This is a genomic window from Microcoleus sp. BROC3, from assembly GCF_036702515.1.
Classification (GTDB): domain Bacteria; phylum Cyanobacteriota; class Cyanobacteriia; order Cyanobacteriales; family Microcoleaceae; genus Microcoleus.
The window spans coordinates 21,406-40,010 of sequence record NZ_JAUBTQ010000007.1 but is presented as its reverse complement, the minus strand read 5'-3'; the positions used below and the strand labels follow the sequence as shown (position 1 = coordinate 40,010).

Annotated in this window: 13 protein-coding genes; 9 read left to right on the top strand and 4 right to left on the bottom strand. The window is 48.4% G+C overall.

Annotated elements, in window-relative coordinates; all coding sequences use genetic code 11:
• The first annotated feature begins 387 nt into the window (after positions 1–387).
• The 6 genes from deoC to QUB30_RS06195 all read left to right on the top strand — a co-directional run bounded on the left by deoC (position 388) and on the right by QUB30_RS06195 (position 6,885).
• The gene (gene deoC / locus QUB30_RS06220; RefSeq protein WP_333330628.1) at positions 388–1,068 is read left to right on the top strand and encodes a deoxyribose-phosphate aldolase; all 681 of its coding nucleotides are present in this window, start codon (positions 388–390) and stop codon (positions 1,066–1,068) included.
• 234 nt (positions 1,069–1,302) lie between these two features.
• Positions 1,303–2,178, top strand: a complete 876-nt coding sequence (gene recO / locus QUB30_RS06215) for a DNA repair protein RecO (RefSeq protein WP_333330625.1) — start codon at positions 1,303–1,305, stop codon at positions 2,176–2,178.
• 231 nt (positions 2,179–2,409) lie between these two features.
• Complete coding sequence (locus QUB30_RS06210) at positions 2,410–3,981, top strand: MFS transporter (protein ID WP_333330622.1); 1,572 nt, start codon at positions 2,410–2,412, stop codon at positions 3,979–3,981.
• A gap of 26 nt (positions 3,982–4,007) precedes the next feature.
• The gene (locus tag QUB30_RS06205) at positions 4,008–5,234 is read left to right on the top strand and encodes a glycosyltransferase family 4 protein (protein WP_333330619.1); all 1,227 of its coding nucleotides are present in this window, start codon (positions 4,008–4,010) and stop codon (positions 5,232–5,234) included.
• Positions 5,235–5,324: 90 nt separating this feature from the next.
• Positions 5,325–5,753 carry an NUDIX hydrolase gene (locus tag QUB30_RS06200; RefSeq protein ID WP_333330616.1) on the top strand — a complete coding sequence of 143 codons (429 nt, stop codon included), beginning with the start codon at positions 5,325–5,327 and terminating at the stop codon, positions 5,751–5,753.
• Positions 5,754–5,967: 214 nt separating this feature from the next.
• Positions 5,968–6,885 (top strand): NAD(P)H-dependent glycerol-3-phosphate dehydrogenase, encoded by a 918-nt coding sequence (locus QUB30_RS06195; RefSeq protein ID WP_333330614.1) that lies wholly within the window; start codon positions 5,968–5,970, stop codon positions 6,883–6,885.
• Positions 6,886–7,120: 235 nt separating this feature from the next.
• Here the strand turns inward: QUB30_RS06195 and QUB30_RS06190 are convergent, their stop codons facing one another.
• The 3 genes from QUB30_RS06190 to QUB30_RS06180 form a co-directional block, all read right to left on the bottom strand.
• Positions 7,121–7,351: a hypothetical protein gene (locus tag QUB30_RS06190; RefSeq protein WP_333330609.1), complete on the bottom strand. Its 231-nt coding sequence runs from the start codon at positions 7,349–7,351 to the stop codon at positions 7,121–7,123.
• Positions 7,352–7,433: 82 nt separating this feature from the next.
• Positions 7,434–7,739, bottom strand: coding sequence for a small RNA NsiR4-regulated ssr1528 family protein (locus tag QUB30_RS06185; protein ID WP_333330607.1), 306 nt, complete (start codon positions 7,737–7,739; stop codon positions 7,434–7,436).
• A 319-nt stretch (positions 7,740–8,058) separates the two neighbouring features.
• Complete coding sequence (locus QUB30_RS06180; protein ID WP_333330604.1) at positions 8,059–9,045, bottom strand: threo-3-hydroxy-L-aspartate ammonia-lyase; 987 nt, start codon at positions 9,043–9,045, stop codon at positions 8,059–8,061.
• Between the two features lie 220 nt (positions 9,046–9,265).
• Here QUB30_RS06180 and QUB30_RS06175 point away from each other — a divergent pair, with 220 nt between their 5' ends.
• The 3 genes from QUB30_RS06175 to phnE all read left to right on the top strand — a co-directional run bounded on the left by QUB30_RS06175 (position 9,266) and on the right by phnE (position 12,046).
• Positions 9,266–10,240: a phosphate/phosphite/phosphonate ABC transporter substrate-binding protein gene (locus QUB30_RS06175; protein WP_333330601.1), complete on the top strand. Its 975-nt coding sequence runs from the start codon at positions 9,266–9,268 to the stop codon at positions 10,238–10,240.
• 155 nt (positions 10,241–10,395) lie between these two features.
• Positions 10,396–11,136: a phosphonate ABC transporter ATP-binding protein gene (locus QUB30_RS06170; protein ID WP_333330597.1), complete on the top strand. Its 741-nt coding sequence runs from the start codon at positions 10,396–10,398 to the stop codon at positions 11,134–11,136.
• 115 nt (positions 11,137–11,251) lie between these two features.
• Complete coding sequence (phnE, locus tag QUB30_RS06165) at positions 11,252–12,046, top strand: phosphonate ABC transporter, permease protein PhnE (protein WP_333330594.1); 795 nt, start codon at positions 11,252–11,254, stop codon at positions 12,044–12,046.
• A gap of 118 nt (positions 12,047–12,164) precedes the next feature.
• Here phnE and QUB30_RS06160 read toward each other — a convergent pair whose 3' ends face one another.
• Complete coding sequence (locus QUB30_RS06160) at positions 12,165–18,101, bottom strand: calcium-binding protein (protein ID WP_333330592.1); 5,937 nt, start codon at positions 18,099–18,101, stop codon at positions 12,165–12,167.
• Positions 18,102–18,605 lie beyond the last annotated feature (504 nt).

The following is an 18,605-nucleotide window of genomic DNA, read 5'->3' as shown; positions in this document are numbered from 1 at the left end:
CTAAGAGTAAAAACAGTAGACGCTACCAGGCTCTGCCCTAGCGTAGCTGACGCAGGCTCTACCGCAACTCCTTTTAACAAAGTATACCTAAAGAAAGATCCAAAATGTATCTAAAGGCAGATATCAAAATATATTTTTTTTGGCAAAAATAGGTGAACCAATTCCCACAAGCGTTTTTACGACGAGCAGCGAATTGAGTATTTGTGCTCGCTCAGGCCCCGAGTAAAGTCAATCGATTTTAGATTTTAGATTTTAGATTTTAGATTGAAGAATTGGAGAAAGCGACCTCACGGATGAATCCGGGGGGTTGTACCCGGGCTGCTTTCGACCGAAGATTGGTAAATTCGATACATACTTAATAAAGTAGTTACTTCGGAGAAAAAAATAATGGCTGCAAACCAGCCAGACATCGATATTGCCCCCTTTATCGACTACGGCCTGATCGACCCCACCGCTACGCCAGAGCAAGTAGAACACTGTTGCCAACAAGCAGAGAGATTTGGCTTTGTCACAGTTTGCGTGTATCCCGCCTACGTCAGACAAGCAGTTGAGCTGCTGCACGGCAAACGTCCCAAAGTCTGTACAGTTATAGGTTTTCCCACCGGTGCTTCGACTTCAACTGTGAAACTTTACGAAGCTCTAGAAGCTGCAGATAATGGAGCCGTAGAGTTAGATGTCTCCGTTAACTTAGGATTGTTGAAAGCTGGAAGAATCGACGAATTCCACCGGGAATTAGCCCAAATTTGCGAAGAAACTAATCTCACCATCAAAGCAATTATCGAAAGTTCTCTCCTTTCGGATGCCGAAAAACAATTAGCGGCTGAGATTTGCATGGAAGCTGGTGTGGCTTACATCAAAACCAACACTGGCTTTTTTGGCCCGGCGAAAGTTGACGATGTGCGACTCCTGAAGGAAGTTACTAAGGGCAGGATCGGGATTAAAGCGGCCGGCGGAATTCGCACTCACGAACAAGCTCTAGATTTGGTAGTAGCTGGGGCAACTCGTTTGGGGACTTCTCGTGGCCCGGAATTACTCCGCCAGCGCGATAATTTAGATAAAAGTCATTAGACAGTTGACAGTTGACAGTGGGCAATTGTCATTAGTCATTAACTGGTTCCAAGGCTCTGCCTGGGAATCCATATTTAGAGGCTCTGCCTCGGCTGGGATTAGGAGGCAGAGCCTCTGGATCTGCGTTACCAGGCAGAGCCTGGTAACGAGTAGCTAATAAAAGTTCTGCGTCGCGGACTGTTTTTGCTACTGTCCTTCTAAATCTAAAATCTAAAATCTAAAATCTAAAATCGAGTGACTCGAACTTACAAAGCAACTGGAATCAATCTTAAGAGTGCGCCCATCGGCGAATCAGATCGAGTGCTGACAATTTTGACGCGGGAATTCGGCTTAATTCGAGCCGTAGCACCGGGTGTTCGCAAACAACGATCGACTATCGGCGGTAGAAGCGAATTATTTGTCGTCAACGAATTGCTAATTGCCAAAGGCCGATCGCTCGACAAAATTACCCAAGCCGACACGGTACAATCCTATCCGGGTTTGAGCCGCAACCTCGGGAAACTCGCAGCCGCGCAATATCTGGCCGAATTGGCGATCGCCACGGCCCTTTCCGACGAGCCCCAAGAAGAACTCTTTTGGTTGTTGGGCGAACATTTGAGCCGTTTGGAGCGTTTGTCCGATCGCACAGAAATCGAATCCGCCGCCGTGCTTGTCGCCCACCTCAGCCACGGCATTTTTCACCTGCTAGCCTTAGCAGGCGTCGCGCCCCAAGTCCAAGTCTGCTGCGCCACCAGACGCCCCCTGATCCCAAATTTCAGCGATCCGAACTGGCAAACCGGGTTTAGTATACCCTCTGGGGGAACCTTCAGCTTGTCCGAGCTAGCTAACCTAGAGGCAGAACTCTCTTCCGAAATCGGTAGCTTGTACAAATCCGCCTCCCGTTCCCGGCAAACTAATGGCAGCAAACACTTGACAAATTTCGAGATTAATGCTAAGGAATTAGCAGCGCTGCAACAGTTGGCTAGTGCAGAACTAGGAGAGGGGATTGCCGATCGAACACCTTGGGTATCAGTAGAAAATATTTTGCGACAATATGCCCAGTATCATTTAGGTTGCACGATTCGTTCGGGAAGCTCGATCGACACCTACCTAGAGAGTTTTGAGTTTTAAATTTTGAGTGTGGATTTAAATAGGTGAAGGGGCGATCGTACATCGCACCTCCAGCCGGGGGGATACCCGAACCTGTAGGCAATTTCAGGTAAATTCTCAAGGTTGTTGCGACATCAGATAATAGATAGAGATAAAGTTACGAGATTATTAATAAACTTAGGGGTTAACACCTCAAATTCAAATTCCCATTCCCCCAACCTCAACCACCCCAGGCCATCCACCCCAAATTCTATGATGCGACTGTCCGATTCTGATTTGACAATATCTGTTTTAGCCGTAACCCACCACAAGATGGAAGAACGAGAAAATTTTCCAGAGTTTGACTCTTATCCCGTCTCCGCCGATCGACAATGGAGCAACGTCCCAGACCCAGAAATGGATAAATACCCCACAACTCCAGAAACAGACTGGAACAACGGCAAAAGCCAAGAAACCGAAGCAATCCCCCCGGTTCCCACACCAGAGCCAGCAGCAGAAGTCTCGGAAGCAGTAGCCGAAACTCCCGAAAAAGAAACAGGATTTCTGCCAGTGCTCAAAAACCCAAATTTTCTAGCACTGTGGAGCGGGCAAGTTTTCTCTCAACTAGCAGATAAAGTTTATCTCGTACTGACGATCGCCCTAGTGGCCAGCCGCTTTCAAGCGCCAGATCAAACCATCAGCAGGTGGGTATCGGCAATCATGATCGCCTTTACCATTCCCGCAGTGCTGTTCGGGGCTGCCGCGGGCGTGTATGTCGATCGGTGGTCGAAAAAAGCAGTGCTCGTAGCCACAAACCTGCTGCGGGGAGGCTTCGTTTTAACATTGCCCCTGCTGCTGTGGATCTCTGACGGGTGGGAACTCGGTCAACTGCCGCTCGGATTCTGCTTGCTGCTGCTAGTGACATTCCTAGTCTCGACCCTAACTCAATTTTTCGCCCCAGCAGAACAGTCAGTGATTCCCCTAATTGTGGAACGCCGCCACCTGCTATCGGCAAACTCCCTCTACACCACAACCATGATGGGTTCGGTGATTATTGGCTTCGCAGTCGGAGAACCCTTACTAGCTTTAGCCGACACCCTATTTTCCAACCTCGGCGGCGGACTCGGCATCGGCAAAGAATTAGTAGTAGGCGGAAGTTACGCCTTCGCCGGAGTGCTGTTGCTGTCGATGAAAACAGGCGAAAAAAACGAAGTCGAACACGAACCGCCGCACCCCCTAGCAGATTTGCGAGACGGCCTGCGTTACATCAACGATCAACCGAAAGTCCGCAATGCTTTAATTCAACTAATTATTCTATTTTCCATTTTTGCAGCCTTGGCAGTTCTAGCAGTTCGGCTGGCAGAAATCCTCCCCGGTATGAAAGCGTCGCAATTTGGCTTTTTGCTGGCGGCAGTGGGCGTTGGCATGGCTGCTGGGGCGGCGACAGTCGGCTATCTCGGCCACAAATTTTCTCACTCCCAACTGAGTTTAATCGGATCGATCGGCATGGCACTTGCTCTGATGGGTCTTTCTGCATTTACACAGCATTTGTGGATCTCGGTGCTGTTCATTACCTTGTTGGGTTTATTTGCCTCATTGGTGGGAGTGCCCATGCAGACTACAATTCAAGCAGAAACCCCAGAAGAAATGCGGGGAAAAGTCTTCGGCCTGCAAAACAATGCCACTAATATCGCTTTGAGTTTACCATTGGGTTTGGCCGGGGTAGCAGAAACATTTCTGGGTTTGCCGACAGTATTTTTGGCTTTAGCAGGATTAGCGATCGCTGGGGGTGTCTTAACCTGGTATATTTCCCGTAGCACTAATAGCAAAGTCGATCGAATCTAAAAAATAACAAACTCTGATTTACTGGAATGCACATCGCTTGGCTAGGAAAAAAATCACCTTTTTGCGGTAACGTCACTTACTCCAGGGAAGTCACCAACGCACTATTAGACCGGGGATACCAGGTCAGTTTCCTGCACTTTGCCCAAGAAGCGGGCCCGCTGGACAGGAACAATACAGCGTGGAGTATGGCAAATGGTTCGTGGGGAAAGGGAATTGCTCAAACCTCATATACCAATTCGCTTTCGCCCGCTAGTTGCAACGAAGTCTCTTTACCCTGTCACTACAAATCGCAAATTTATACGATTCCCACTCTCAAATCCCGCACAGTGCTGATGAAATCTCTGCGGCGGCTGAAACCCGATGTTGTTCACGCTTCCCTGACGCTTTCGCCTCTAGACTTTTTGCTGCCGGAAATTTGTCAAGAATTGAATTTGCCTTTGGTAGCGACTTTTCACCCGCCGTTCGATCGCAAATTGCGGAATTTGACATCGGGAACCCAACACCTGATGTATCAACTGTACGCTCCGTTTTTGGCTCACTACGACTCGACGATCGTATTTTCTTACATTCAGCGAGATATTTTGGTGCGCTTGGGAGTGCCGGAAGAACGGGTAGCCGTGATTCCCAACGGAGTAGACGCGGTTAAGTATTCGCCCGGGCCTTCGGGGTTGAAGTCGCAATTAAAGGCCGATCGAATTTTTGTTTACCAAGGCCGCATTGCCCAGGAGAAAAATGTCGAGGCTTTGCTCAAGGCATGGAAACAGTGCAATTTTGGCCCTGGGAACGTATTGGCGATCGTAGGCGACGGGCCCCTAGCAGCCTCGCTGCAACTGTTTTACGGCGAAGATGATGGCATTGTGTGGCTCGGATTTGTTGCCGAGGAGGAACGCCGGATCGAAATTCTGCGGGGTGCAGACGTATTTATTTTGCCTTCTTTGGTGGAGGGACTGTCGCTGTCGCTGCTGGAAGCGATGGCCTGCGGTTTAGCTTGTTTGGCAACCGATGCCGGTGCTGACGGCGAGGCCTTGGAGGAAGGCGCGGGGATAGTTTTGAACACTCAGCGGGTACGGAGTCAGTTGCAAACCTTGCTGCCGCTGTTTTGCGACCATCCTGAGTTGGGAATGCTGCTCGGTCAAAAAGCACGCCAACGAGCGATGGAGCGATACACTCTCAGTCAGAATATTACTGAGTTGGAAAAGCTGTATGCAGAGGTTTTGCAAAAGCAGCGCGTACTAATTCGCGGTTTAGCATAATTCAGCAGGAAGAAGGAACTCCGAACCCGTTGAAATTAATCCGTGTATCCGTGTCAAAATCCGTGTCGTGCCTTCCTTCTTCCTTTGCAAATGACTTACAAAAATCCCGCTCCTACAGTTGATATTATCATCGAATTAGCCGATCGCCCGCACCGCCCGATCATACTCATCGAACGCCGCAATATTCCCTACGGCTGGGCAATTCCCGGCGGCTTTGTCGATTACGGGGAAGCGGTAGAAACGGCGGCAAAACGCGAAGCTTTAGAAGAAACCAGCTTGAATGTAGAATTAATTGAGCAATTTTACGTTTATTCCGACCCCAATCGCGACGCCCGCGAACACACTATCAGTATTGTATTCTTGGCTTCTGCAACGGGCGAACCTCAAGCCGCCGACGATGCTAAAAATTTACAGATTTTTGAATCTTGGCAGATTCCCCAGCAATTATGTTTCGATCACGATCGCATTTTGCGCGATTATTGGCGTTACCGTCATTATGGATTGCGCCCGCGTTTGTAGGAGGGGAGTTTTTGTTTCTTTGTTCATTTCACATCTTGCACTAATGTCAGGAACAGGCAAGATGCCTGTTCCACAAAAAAATTCAATCTTCTTGCACTAATGTCAGGAACAGGCAAGATGCCTGTTCCACAAAAAAATTCAATCTTCTTGTGGAACGGGCTTCTAGCCCGTTCTTGAGAATGGTGTAACATCTAAATTCATTAAACTAAATTCTATGGCAAGCTTGACAATATTAGGCGGAGGTGCTTGGGGTTCGGCCTTGGCCAATCTGGGAGGCAAAAAAGCCGATCGAGTTAATTTGTGGTCGCGCCGCACTTCTGTTAATCTAAAATCAGTTATAACAGGTGCGGATGTTGTCGTTTCGGCAGTTTCGATGAAAGGAGTTGGAGAAACAGTCGATCGACTTTTGGATTTAGAGTTAAGTCCCAGTACAATTATAGTTACTGTCACCAAAGGTTTAGACCCTGCGAGCACGCGCACTCCGTCTCAAATTTGGCAAAATGCCTTTCCTAACAATTCAATTGTGGTACTTTCGGGCCCCAATCTTTCCGAGGAAATTCAGCAGGGATTGCCGGCTGCAACGGTAGCGGCGAGTTCGGATTTAGCGGCGGCCAAGCAAGTGCAAAATATTTACAGTTCCGATATTTTTCGGGTTTATGTGAATGAAGACCCGCTGGGGACTGAGTTAGGTGGAACTTTGAAGAATGTATTTGCGATCGCCGCTGGTGTTTGCGACGGTTTACAATTAGGAACTAATGCTAAATCTGCTTTGCTGACTCGCGCTTTACCGGAAATGATTCGGGTGGGAGTTCGTTTGGGAGCTCGCGCAGAAACTTTTTACGGTTTGTCTGGTTTGGGAGATTTGCTCGCTACTTGCAACAGTCCTTTATCGCGCAATTATCGGGTTGGTTTCGGATTGGCGGAAGGCAAATCTTTAGAGCAAATTTTGCAGGAATTGCAGAGCACTGCTGAGGGAGTCAATACTACTAATGTGTTGATTGATTTAGCGAATCGACGCGAAATAGAAGTCCCAGTTTCCAGTCAAGTTTATCGCTTATTAAATGGTGAAATTAGTCCAGAACAAGCCGTTTTATCGCTGATGGAACGCGCTTTGAAACCGGAGATTTTATAACCTGTGCGACTAAATAGGTAGGGACTTAAGCAAAGCCTAAGTCCCTACCCGTCCTTCAAATTAAAATGATTGAGATCGCGAGTTGCTAGTTATGAATTAAGAGTTGTAAGCGGGATTGTTCTAGCGGTCAGACAGATGTTTCAATCGCTCGGTAGATAAAGAATTTAAGGAATTGAAGATGAGTTGTGAATCCCAAACTATTTAACTCATAACTTCCCAGCGAGTTGCACCAGCTTTACATCTTGCCTTTCTGCATTACCTCTTGAAGGTGCTGCCGAATTTCCTGCGCGTGTTCCATGTCAGCTTGCTGCAATTTGTGAAACAGCTCGGCACAAGGCGCAGAACCCATTTCCTGAGCATCTTTCATGTAAGTTTCGTAGGCTTTCAAAGCTTCCGACTTGTTTTGCAAAACTGTTAACAAATCATACTCGAGGTTGCTGATGACTTTACTACCGTTAGTGTTCATAAACTGACCCTCTACTAGGATTTGTTCCAAGTTTGACCGATTTGGGGATGACTGTTCATCTGTCTAAAAGGGTAGATAATTTTTACTTTCCGCCGTAATAAAACGCAACTTCTTTATCTTTCAGCGGTGCGAAGTCAGCAGCAACTAGCATTTTATCGAGCTCGTTTTGAGGCAGATGTTTGACACCGATTCTGACAATGCGCGATCGCATGGTATTCGACACGCCACTGCGCTGTCTCCCGGCTTCTAATCCCATCACTTGCTCGTAAAGGTCTAATTTTGCCTTGGGAATCGGAGTACCGTCAAAGTCGATTCCAGAGGCGATCGCAACATCGATCGCATCTGCACCAGTTGTAGATTTAGCCGCTGAGTTTGTTTCTGAAGACATTGTGCTATTAGATCGAAGTTTGTGGTGGAAGCATTTTATCAGAGAACTCTTTACTTTGGTCAAATTTGTCAATATTAATTAGGACTTACGCATCGGGGCCCAGAAACCGGGTTTTTTTACGAAAAGACGCGTTGCAGCCCCCACCCAAGGTAAAAAACCCGGTTTCTTTGTCGGGGTGCGATCGCGAACTGTTAATGTTGTGCGTTTACCCAAATATTTGACCTTGGTATGAATATTTAGCATTTGCCCGGAAGTCCGCCGGGGGTTTTAAACCCTGGGGGAGTTTCGGACTGACGAACTAACAGAGTGGCGGACTTAACTACAGCGAAAACAAGTGACCAGCTTCCTTCAAATCGACATTTCCGCCGCTGACAATCACACCCATCCTCGCATTTTTAGCCTGCACAACACCTGACAACAAAGCCGCCGCCGCTAACACTCCTGTCGGTTCAACAACTATCTTCATGCGTTCCCACATAAAAAACATTGTGCTGCGAATTGCCTCTTCTGAAACTGTTGCCATATTATCAACATAATGCAGCACCAAAGGAAAGGTTAATTTCCCCAAAGATGGCGTGCGCGCGCCGTCAGCAATCGTATCCGGGTTAGTAACAGTTTGCAGCGTTTTTGTGCGGAACGATCGCGCTGCATCGTCTGCTTGTTCCGGTTCTACTCCTATTACTTTACATTTCGGCGATAATGTTTTAGCCGCGATCGCGCATCCCGATAGCAAACCGCCGCCGCCACAGCAAACCAGCAGCAAATCCAACTCCCCAACTTCTGCGATTAATTCCAGCGCCGCCGTACCTTGTCCCGCAATCACCCGCGCATCGTCATAAGGAGGAATTATTGTCAAGTGTCGCTCCTCGGCAATTTTGGCGGTGAGCTCTTCCCGGGAAACTTGAGTTCGATCGTACAAAATAATTTCCGCACCGTAGCCGCGAGTCGCCTCTTGCTTGACTTTTGGCGCGTCTGCCGGCATCACCACAGTAGCAGGAATTCCCAACAACTGTCCCGCTAGGGCGATCGCCTGCGCGTGATTTCCCGAAGAAAAAGTCAGCACTCCCCGCTGTTTTTCGGCTTCAGATAGCTGCATCAAAGCATTGCAAGCACCTCGAAATTTAAACGAACCCGTCCGCTGAAAGTTTTCGCACTTGAAAAATACCTGAGAATTCGTCTGTTTGTTGAAAGTTTCCGAAGTCAGCAACGGTGTCTTGAAAGCTTTGCCATGCAAGCGCTTTGCCGCCGCCTCCACATCGGCGAAACAGACTGGCAAGGGATTTTGGGCACAGAAATCGGCACTCATAGATTTTAGATGGGGACGATCGAGGACTCTATTTGTAGGGTGCGCATTGCCCGCTTCACTCCTACCATTAAATCATAAGTTTTTATTATAAAATTATTAAAAATTCTTATCATTAGCTGTGGCGCTTAATTGTTCAAAAAGCTTTAGACTAAAATCAAACTTATTGCAACTTACTATCAAAAAGTAAAGTTGCGTTTGTACTGCCATAGGAGAGCGATTAATGAATGTAAAGTTAAAAGTGCTAGCAGGTGCTAGCGCGGGATTCCTGCTGCTAGCGGGTTTGACGGCGAATGCAGTTGGAATCGGAAAGAGGCCGATCGCCCAGACAACCCCGAAGGGCGATCGAGATTTGAGAGCACAAGCTCCTATAAATCGCATTAGAATCGTATTTGCCAACCGCAGAGATGCTACAGATTTGCAAAATAAAGCCAATCAAGTAGCGCAAATACTTTCCAAACAAATCGGAATGCCCGTAGAAGCAGTCATCGGCGACGAAACCGCCGCTGTAGAAGCTTTGAGAGCCGACAGAGCAGATGTGGCATTTGTAGCAGGCCGCGCGGCATTAAAAGCAGAACAATTAGCCAAAGCGCGGATGTATTTAGCCGAAGTTCGCAGCGATTATTCCGGCGGAAATACCTACGATTCAGTGTTTGTCGTGCGCCAAGACAGTCCCCTACGCCCTAAAGGTTCGGCAAAGCAAACTCTCGAACAATTAAAAGGCAAAAAAATGGCTTTTACCTCTCGAACTTCCGGTTCGGGATTTATTTTCCCAGTTGGAGAATTGGTCGGTCAAGGATTAGTTTCAGGGCCGGATAGGCTAGAAACGTTCTTCGGAAATGTCACCTACGGCGACGGTTACAGCAGCGCTTTGCAAGCAGTTTTAAAAGGTCAAGCAGAAGTCGCAACCGTCTCGGAATACGCTTTGCTGCCGCCTTGGATCACAGCAGCAGAAGGCAAGCAGTTGCGAGTGCTGCAAAAAGTCTCCGGAGTTCCAGCCCACGGAATTGTGATAGACGATAGCGTTCCTGCACCCATGCGGGAAAAGCTGGTTAATGCTTTCATGAAAATGAACGAACCTGCAAACAATCAATTGTTCCGCAGTTTGTACAATTCCCAGCGCTTGGTGAAAGTCGATCACACCAGCCATTTAGCAACGTTGCGCCAAGCTTTGCAGCGCGCCAAACTCGAACCGTAATCTGATAGCAATTCTACAAATTACAGTTACGTATAGATTGCACCAAAAATTCGTAGGGACACGGCACTACCGTGTCCCTACCGCAATATAAATCTCCAACCAGCCATCTGGTTCATTAAATTAATTACAAGCAAATTTTTTAATAAATATTCGCCATGACTATCGAATGCAACCAATTACAAACAGCTTATTCACCATCGCTAAATCGCCCGATTTTGAATGGAATTGATTGCCAAATTAAACAAGGCGAATTTGTGGCGCTGCTGGGTTTGAACGGTGCGGGAAAATCCACGCTTTTGCGTTCTTTTGTCGGGTTAATTCCCGTCAAAACCGGAGAAATTCGGATTAACGATACACTCATCACTCCGCGCACGCTGAGGCGAATTCGGCGCGATATCGGCTTAATTTTTCAAGGCGGCGGGTTGGTAAAACAGCTACCCGCGATCGACAACGTGCTGTGCGGTTGCTTGGGAGGTTTGAATACTTGGGAGACGCTGTGGGGTTTTCCGAAAAAACAGCGCGATCGAGCTTTTGAATTGCTGGCAAATTTCGGACTCAAAGACCTAGCCTATCAAAAAACCGGACAGCTCAGCGGCGGACAGCAGCAAAAAGTCGCAATCGCGCGCGCTTTAATCCAATCTCCTCAAATTTTATTAGCTGACGAACCCACTGCCGGATTAGACGTAATCGCAGCCCAGCAAGTAATCGAAATCCTCGCTCAACTGCACCGAGAACAAGGAATGACAGTAGTTGTAGTATTGCACGATTTAGGAATGGCCAGCACTTATCCAGAAAGGGCGATCGTCCTCGATGCCGGTCAGATAGTTTATGATGGCAAATGCCACAACCTGTCCGACAAATTTAGCAAATTAACACCTCCCAAAGTAGAAGTGTGAACTCCTCTCTTCTCCACTCTTCCTCTGTGCCCTCTGCGCCCTCTGCGGTTCATTAAAAAAAGCCCCTTCACCAAACAAAAAAAATCGCTGTACCTAAATCTCAAAATAAACGCAGATGACCGAAAAAAAATTAGATAATTTCTCAAAAAACTACGGCTGGATCAAAAATCTGGGTATAGCAGCCGGCTTAATTGTAATTTACGGTTGGGCCCTGCGAGGACTAGAAATTGATGCAACAACCCTGGCCGGCAGTTGGCCTTACATGACCGATTTTATCTCGCGCTTGTGGCCGCCGAATCTCGAAATTATTGATGTAGCAATTAAAGCTTTGATCGAGACAATTCAAATGTCGCTTTGGGGAACGACAATCGGGGCAGTTATTTCCGTGCCAGTTGCTATTTGCAGCGCCCACAACATAGCACCAAGGTGGCTGCAATGGCTGGCAAATTTGGTGCAAAATGCGGTGCGTTCTGTTCCTTCAATTGTGCTGGGATTGCTGTTTGTATCGGCGACGGGTTTGGGCGCGCCGGCAGGTACTTTAGCCCTGGCAATTTATACGATCGGCTATCTGGCTAAATTTTATCAGGAGGCGATCGAATCAGTAGAAGCGCGATCGGTCGAATCTTTAAAAGTCGTAGGTGCATCTTGGCTGCAAGTTGCCCAATACGGCATTTTCCCGCAAGTATTGCCGCTAGCATTGGGTTATACGCTGTGGATGTTTGAGTATAACATCCGGGCGGCTTCGGTGTTGGGAGTGGTCGGCGCAGGTGGAATTGGCTTTGAATTGGTGAATTATATCAGAGCTTTTGAATACAACAAGGCAACAACCATGATGTTAGTGCTGTTAGTTGTAGTCACAGTGATAGATGTTATTAGCAGCAAATGGCGGCAGCGACTAGAAACAAAATAAGGACTGGTTTAGAAACAAAACAAGGACACGGCTATGCCCTGTCCTTGTTTTGTATTGTAGGGACACGGCTATGCCCTGTCCCCCATACCGCCGATATCCCGATTAGAATTCTTGCCGTTTAGAACAAGAACAATTCAGAATTACCGGAAACTCCCAAATTGACATCGACAGTTGCAAACAAACTGTTACCGCCAACAGTAGAACCGTTGCTATCGTAATACAGTTTAGTAGATGCAGACAAACTGTCGTAGATAGCCATGATCGACGGCCCGGTTAAAGTTGCTTCGAGCGCAGTTACAGAAACTGTACTGCTGTAAGCGTAGAAACTCGAACCCAAAGGCCCAGATCCGGTTGTAAACGCTGCAAAACCAGTTTTGTCGAGGTTAATTACATCATCAGCAATGCTGTAATTGGTAATTAAATCCCCGCCGCCAGCAGTAGTTCCGCCGAACACAAACACGTCCAAACCAGCACCGCCGTTGAGAACATTGGTTCCCAAACCACCGATTAAAGTGTCATTCCCGATGCCGCCGTTGAGAGTATCGCTACCGCCACCGCCGAAGAGGCTGTCGTTACCATCGTCGCCGGAAATGCTGTCGTTACCCAAACCGCCGTCGAAAATGTCGGCACCAGAACCGCCGCTCATGAAGTCAGCAAACTGAGTACCAGTGACGCTGTTAGCACTGTCATTGCCGGTAAACAACACAGGCGTGGTGAAGTTGTAACCGCCAGCACCTGAACCGAAATTGTTAAATGCCGTCGGGAAAGTATTTCCAGCAGCAGTTAAATCGGCAACACTACCAGTATTAGTAGAAGTACCTGTGGGAGAAGATGCGATCGAACCTGTGAATACAAAGTCCGTCGTTCCCAAAGTCCCAGCAGCAGTACCCAAATTAGCAATCAAGGTAGAACCACCAGCTACGGTACCGTTCGAGTCAAAATACAACACTGTTTCGTTCGCAGCATTCGTAAAGGCGAAGAAACCAGCAGTTGTAGAATTGCCCAGGGCTTTAGCTTGTGCAGCTTCCAAAGAGGCATAACTGCCGCCGGTGAAAATCACTAACTCTTTGCCAGTAATGTCAGGAGAAACCCCGCTCACACCGTCAAAGTTTGTCGTAGTCAAATTGCCGAAAGCGTTGGCGCTAAACTGCAATTTGTCAACCCCAAAGGCAAAGTCAGTAATCGTATCAGGGCCTTCACCGTTGGCTTTGTAAACAAAGATATCCGCACCAGCACCGCCTGTGAGAATATCTGCACCGCTACCGCCAGTGAGGATGTCAGCAAACTGAGTACCAGTGACGCTGTTAGCACTGTCATTGCCAGTAAACAACACAGGAGTGGTGAAGTTGTAACCGCCAGCACCTGAACCGAAATTGTTAGATCCGATCGGGAAAGTGTTCCCAGCAGCAGTTAAATCGGCCACGCTACCAGAATTAGTAGAAGTACCCGCAGGAGAAGTTGCGACCGAACCTGTGAATACAAAGTCCGTCGTTCCCAAAGTCCCAGCAGCAGTACCCAAATTAGCAATCAAGGTAGAACCACCCGCGGAGGTACCGTTCGAGTCAAAATACAACACTGTTTCGTTCGACGCATTCGTAAAGGCGAAGAAACCAGCAGTTGTAGAATTGCCCAGGGCCTTAGCTTGTGCAGCATCCAAAGAGGCATAACTGCCGCCTGTGAAAATCACTAACTCTTTGCCAGTAATGTCAGGAGAAACCCCGCTCACACCGTCAAAGTTTGTCGCAGTCAAATTGCCGAAAGCGCCCGCGCTAAACTGCAATTTGTCAACCCCAAAGGTAAAGTCAGTAATCGTATCCGGGCCTTCGCCTGCTGCTTTGTAAACAAAGATATCCGCACCAGCACCGCCAGTCAGAATATCTGCACCGCTACCGCCAGTGAGGATGTCAGCAAACTGAGTACCAGTGACGCTGTTAGCACTGTCATTGCCAGTAAACAACACAGGAGTGGTGAAGTTGTAACCGCCAGCACCTGAACCGAAATTGTTAGATCCGATCGGGAAAGTGTTGCCAGCAGCAGTTAAATCGACAATGCTGCCAGAATTAGTAGAAGTACCCGCGGGAGAAGTTGCGACCGAACCTGTGAATACAAAGTCCCCCGTTCCCACAGTTCCAGCAGCAGTACCCAAATTAGCAATCAAGGTAGAACCACCGATGGAGGTACCGTTCGAGTCAAAATACAACACTGTTTCGTTCGACGCATTCGTAAAGGCGAAGAAACCAGCAGTTGTAGAATTGCCCAGGGCCTTAGCTTGTGCAGCATCCAAAGAGGCATAACTGCCACCTGTGAAAATCACTAACTCTTTGCCAGTAATGTCAGGAGAAACCCCGCTCACACCGTCAAAGTTTGTCGCAGTCAAATTGCCGAAAGCAGAACCAGCAAACTGCAATTTATCAACCCCAAAGGCAAAGTCAGTAATCGTATCACCGCCTTCACCGTTGGCATTGTAAATAAAGATATCCGCACCAGCACCGCCAGTCAGAAGATCTGCACCGCTGCCGCCGTTGATAATGTCTGCACCGCTGCCGCCGTTGATAATGTCTGCACCGCCACCACCGTTGATGATGTCTGCAAATTCAGTACCGGTGACGCTGTTAGCACTGTCATTGCCGGTAAACAACACAGGAGTGGTGAAGTTGTAACCGCCAGCACCTGAACCGAAATTGTTAGATCCGATCGGGAAAGTATTCCCAGCCGCAGTTAAATCGACAATGCTGCCTAAGTTAGTGGTAGTGGGAGAAGATGCGATCGCATCTGTAAATACAAAGTCCGCCGTTCCCAGATTGCTAGCAGCCGTACCCAAGTTCGCAATCAAGGTAGAACCACCGATGGAGGTACCGTTCGAGTCAAAATACAACACTGTTTCGTTCGACGCATTCGTAAAGGCGAAGAAACCAGCAGTTGTAGAATTGCCCAGGGCTTTAGCTTGTGCAGCTTCCAAAGAGGCATAACTGCCGCCTGTGAAAATCACTAACTCTTTGCCAGTAATGTCAGGAGTTGAACCGGTAACACCGTCAAAGTTAGTCGTAGTCAAATTCCCGAATTCGCTGGCTAAAAACTGGAATTTATCAGTTCCCGCCTTAAAGTCGGTAATTTTATCGCCGCCTTCTTTAGTTGTCCTGTAAACAAAGAGATCCGCACCAGTGCCACCGCTTAGGACATCGGCACCGAGGTTGCCGGTGATGGTATCGTTGCCGTCGCCGCCCTGGAGGGTATCGTTTAAATTGCTGCCGACAATGTTGTCATCGCCTGCTAAACCATCGAAATTAACTGCGGTCGGAGAATTGCTGAAATTCACATTGTCAGGGCCGGCAGTACCCACAGGAACAGTTAGTGGCGGGCCGGTAAAGACAAAGTTAGTGACTTGCAGGCGAATTTTCAACGAGAAACTAGCCACAACTTCAAAGCGCGTCCCAACATTAAATACCAGCACGGAACGGCCTGTCTCGGCATCTGTAAACTGACAGAAAGTAGGCGTGTCTAGGTTGCCGCCCAAAGCTGCAAACCGCGCTTGCAAAGTGGCGATGCTAGTAACGCTGATATCGTCGGTGAAGTCGAGCAAATTAGCGCTGCCGATCGACCCAACAGCAGAAGTAGCAGTAATCACCAGTCGGGTCAAGCTAGAAACGCTGAGATTCGCAAAAGCAGCCGCAGAAAACTCTAAAAGATCGTCATCGACACTAAAGTCAGTAATTAAGTCAGCTTGTGCAACTGTTTTAATCTCTTGGCGGGAAGTGCGGTAAATAAAGCGATCCCTTCCATTACCGCCACTCAGATTATTGGTTCCCAAGCCGCCTTCGATACTATCATCGCCCTCATTTCCGGTTAATGTGTCATTGCCACTACCGCCGATGATTTTGTCTGTGCCGATGCCACCGTCGATACTATCATCGTCATCGCCGCCGTCGATATCGTCATCATCATCGCCACCTTTAATTTTGTCCTTGCCTAAGCCTCCTTTTATTTTGTTTTTGCCTTTACCACCTTCGATATCGTCATCGTCATCCCCGCCGTCGATATCGTCATCATCGTCGCCACCTTTAATTTTGTCCTTGCCTTTACCTCCGATTATTTTGTTTTTGCCTTTACCGCCGTCGATATCGTCATCGTCATCGCCGCCGTCGATATCGTCATCGTCATCGTCGCCTTTAATTTTGTCCTTGCCTAAGCCTCCTTTTATTTTGTTTTTGCCTTTACCACCTTCGATATCGTCATCGTCATCGCCGCCGTCGATATCGTCATCGCCATTGCCGCCTTTAATTGTGTCCTTGCCTTTGCCACCTTTAATTGTGTCTGCGGCATTACCGCCTGTAATGTCATCGCCCGCATCGCCGCCTGTAATGTCGTTAGCCAGCGTCGCGGAACCGACAATAACTTGAGCAAGTGTATTGCCAGCAAAATTAAAGATAGTTTGATTGAATGGCGGAGGAGTAATCACCCTCGAACCTGGAGTTGGAGTTGGAGTGGAAACATTGTTGTTGCCCGAAACATTAACTCCCAAAAAGTCGCCAGCAGTGAGAATGCTTGCGTTGACATTCAACAATAGCGCCAGCGCGAAGTTATTGACCCGAATTTCGGTGTTGACACCGACTTGTACAAACGTCAAGCTGCTAAAGTTCAAGTCACCAAACAGCAGAAACTTGTCGCTGTCGTCTGTGTAGTCAGTGATGACTGCACTTGCCCCAGAGGTACTGTTACTCACGACATAAACGTCAGATCCAGCACCGCCGACACAGGTATGGTTGCCAGTACCGCCCATCAGCGTATCGTTGCCGTCGCCGCCCATCAGCGTATCGTCGCCGTCGCCGCCGCCCATCACGCTGTCGTCGCCGTCGCCACCGTCTGCCATGTCATCGCCGTTGCCAGTAACGAGGGTATCGGTGCCTCCACCGCCCATTACCGTATCGTCACCGTCGCCGCCGCTAACGCTGTCGTCGCCGTCGTCGCCAGCACAGTTGTCGCTGCCGGCACCGCCGATCACCGTATCGTCGTCGCCGCCGCCGCTAACGCTGTCGTCGCCGTCGTCGCCGCTAACGTTGTCGCTGCCGCTACCGCCGGTCGCGGTATCGTCGCCGATGCCGCCGCTAACGCTGTCGTCACCGTCGTCGCCAGTCACGTTGTCGCTGCCTGCACCGCCGACCACCGTATCGTTGCCGATGCCGCCGCTAACGCTGTCGTCACCGTCGTCGCCACTGCAAACGTCGCTGCCTGCATCGCCGCTAACGCTGTCGTTATCTTTGCCGCCGTTAACTTGGTCGTCGCCGTCGCCACCGCTAACGTTGTCGTTGCCTGTGTCGCCCCTGACGGTATCGTTGCCTTCGCCGCCCTCACAATCGTCGTCGCCTTTGCCGCCGTAGACGCTATCGCTGCCGGTGCCGCCGTCAACCTCATCATCTCCTTCGTTGCCTTGCACCCAGTCATCGCCGTCATCGCCTTTGCAGATATCTTTGTCGCTGCCGCCAAAGATACTGTCGTTGTCTTTACCGCCGTTAATGGTGTCGTTGCCTTTGCCACCGTTAATCTTGTCTTTATCGCGATCGCCCTTTATTTCATCGTCGTCATCGCCGCCCTCGCAATCATCGTCATCTTTACCGCCGTAGATTTTATTTTTTTTGCCGGGGTTTCCTTTGATTTTGTCCTTGCCTTTCTTGCCGTATATCTCCTCGTTATCGCCGGTGGCGACAATTACGTCATCGTTATCAGTACCGAATAGGGTTCGGCGGCGATCGAGGCCGTTGCCATCATCATTGTCTAAGTCACCGTCATCTTTGTCGCCCGCACCTTCTTCGGGTACGCCTTTAAATTCAGCAATTGTGCTGTTATCGGCAGCACCTGTTTCGGCTGCGCCGTTTGACAGATCCGAAACTTTTCCGTTACCTGTGTTTTCGGAGATCGCTACCTTAATTAATTCCTTTAACTCGTCATCGGAATTTTCAGGGATGTTGTTGCTGAGAGTTATGTCAGAATTTTCTGTTTCATCTCGATCGGAAAAAAGTGTTCCCGATACATTTTTTTCTACCAACATTTCTTCGCCCATCGTTGATATTTCCCAAAAAATGGTAAGCTTCTTACAATCAATTTATCAGCAAACAGGAGACAGCAGAAGAAAAAAAATCTAACTTCATACTTTCGCCTGTTTTAGGAGCTGGTGTCCCGATCTTTACTATTATAGATGCCACCTAAACTGCAAGGTTTTTTTTCGATCGGTTGCGAGTTTTATTTTCGGCAATTCCACTCTCAAATTAATTGCTCCGCCACATACACTGTAAGTGCTGCGCCCAAGCGCATATCTTTTGAGATGTTCTCCGTAATTTCTACAGTAAGCTGCGCCGAGTTGCGCCGATTTGTAGATGTTCTACGTAATTTCTACAGTGAATTAGCTGAATTTAAACTCGCAACTGACAACTCCCAAATAACTCCCCAAAACCTTTATCCCCAAAATTTTACCCTTGCTTTTTTTGCGAGCGAGCCTGGGTGCATTGAATTTTTGTAACACTCCCAGGTCTGACAAATCCTTCCCTGACTTAGGATTTGAATTTCT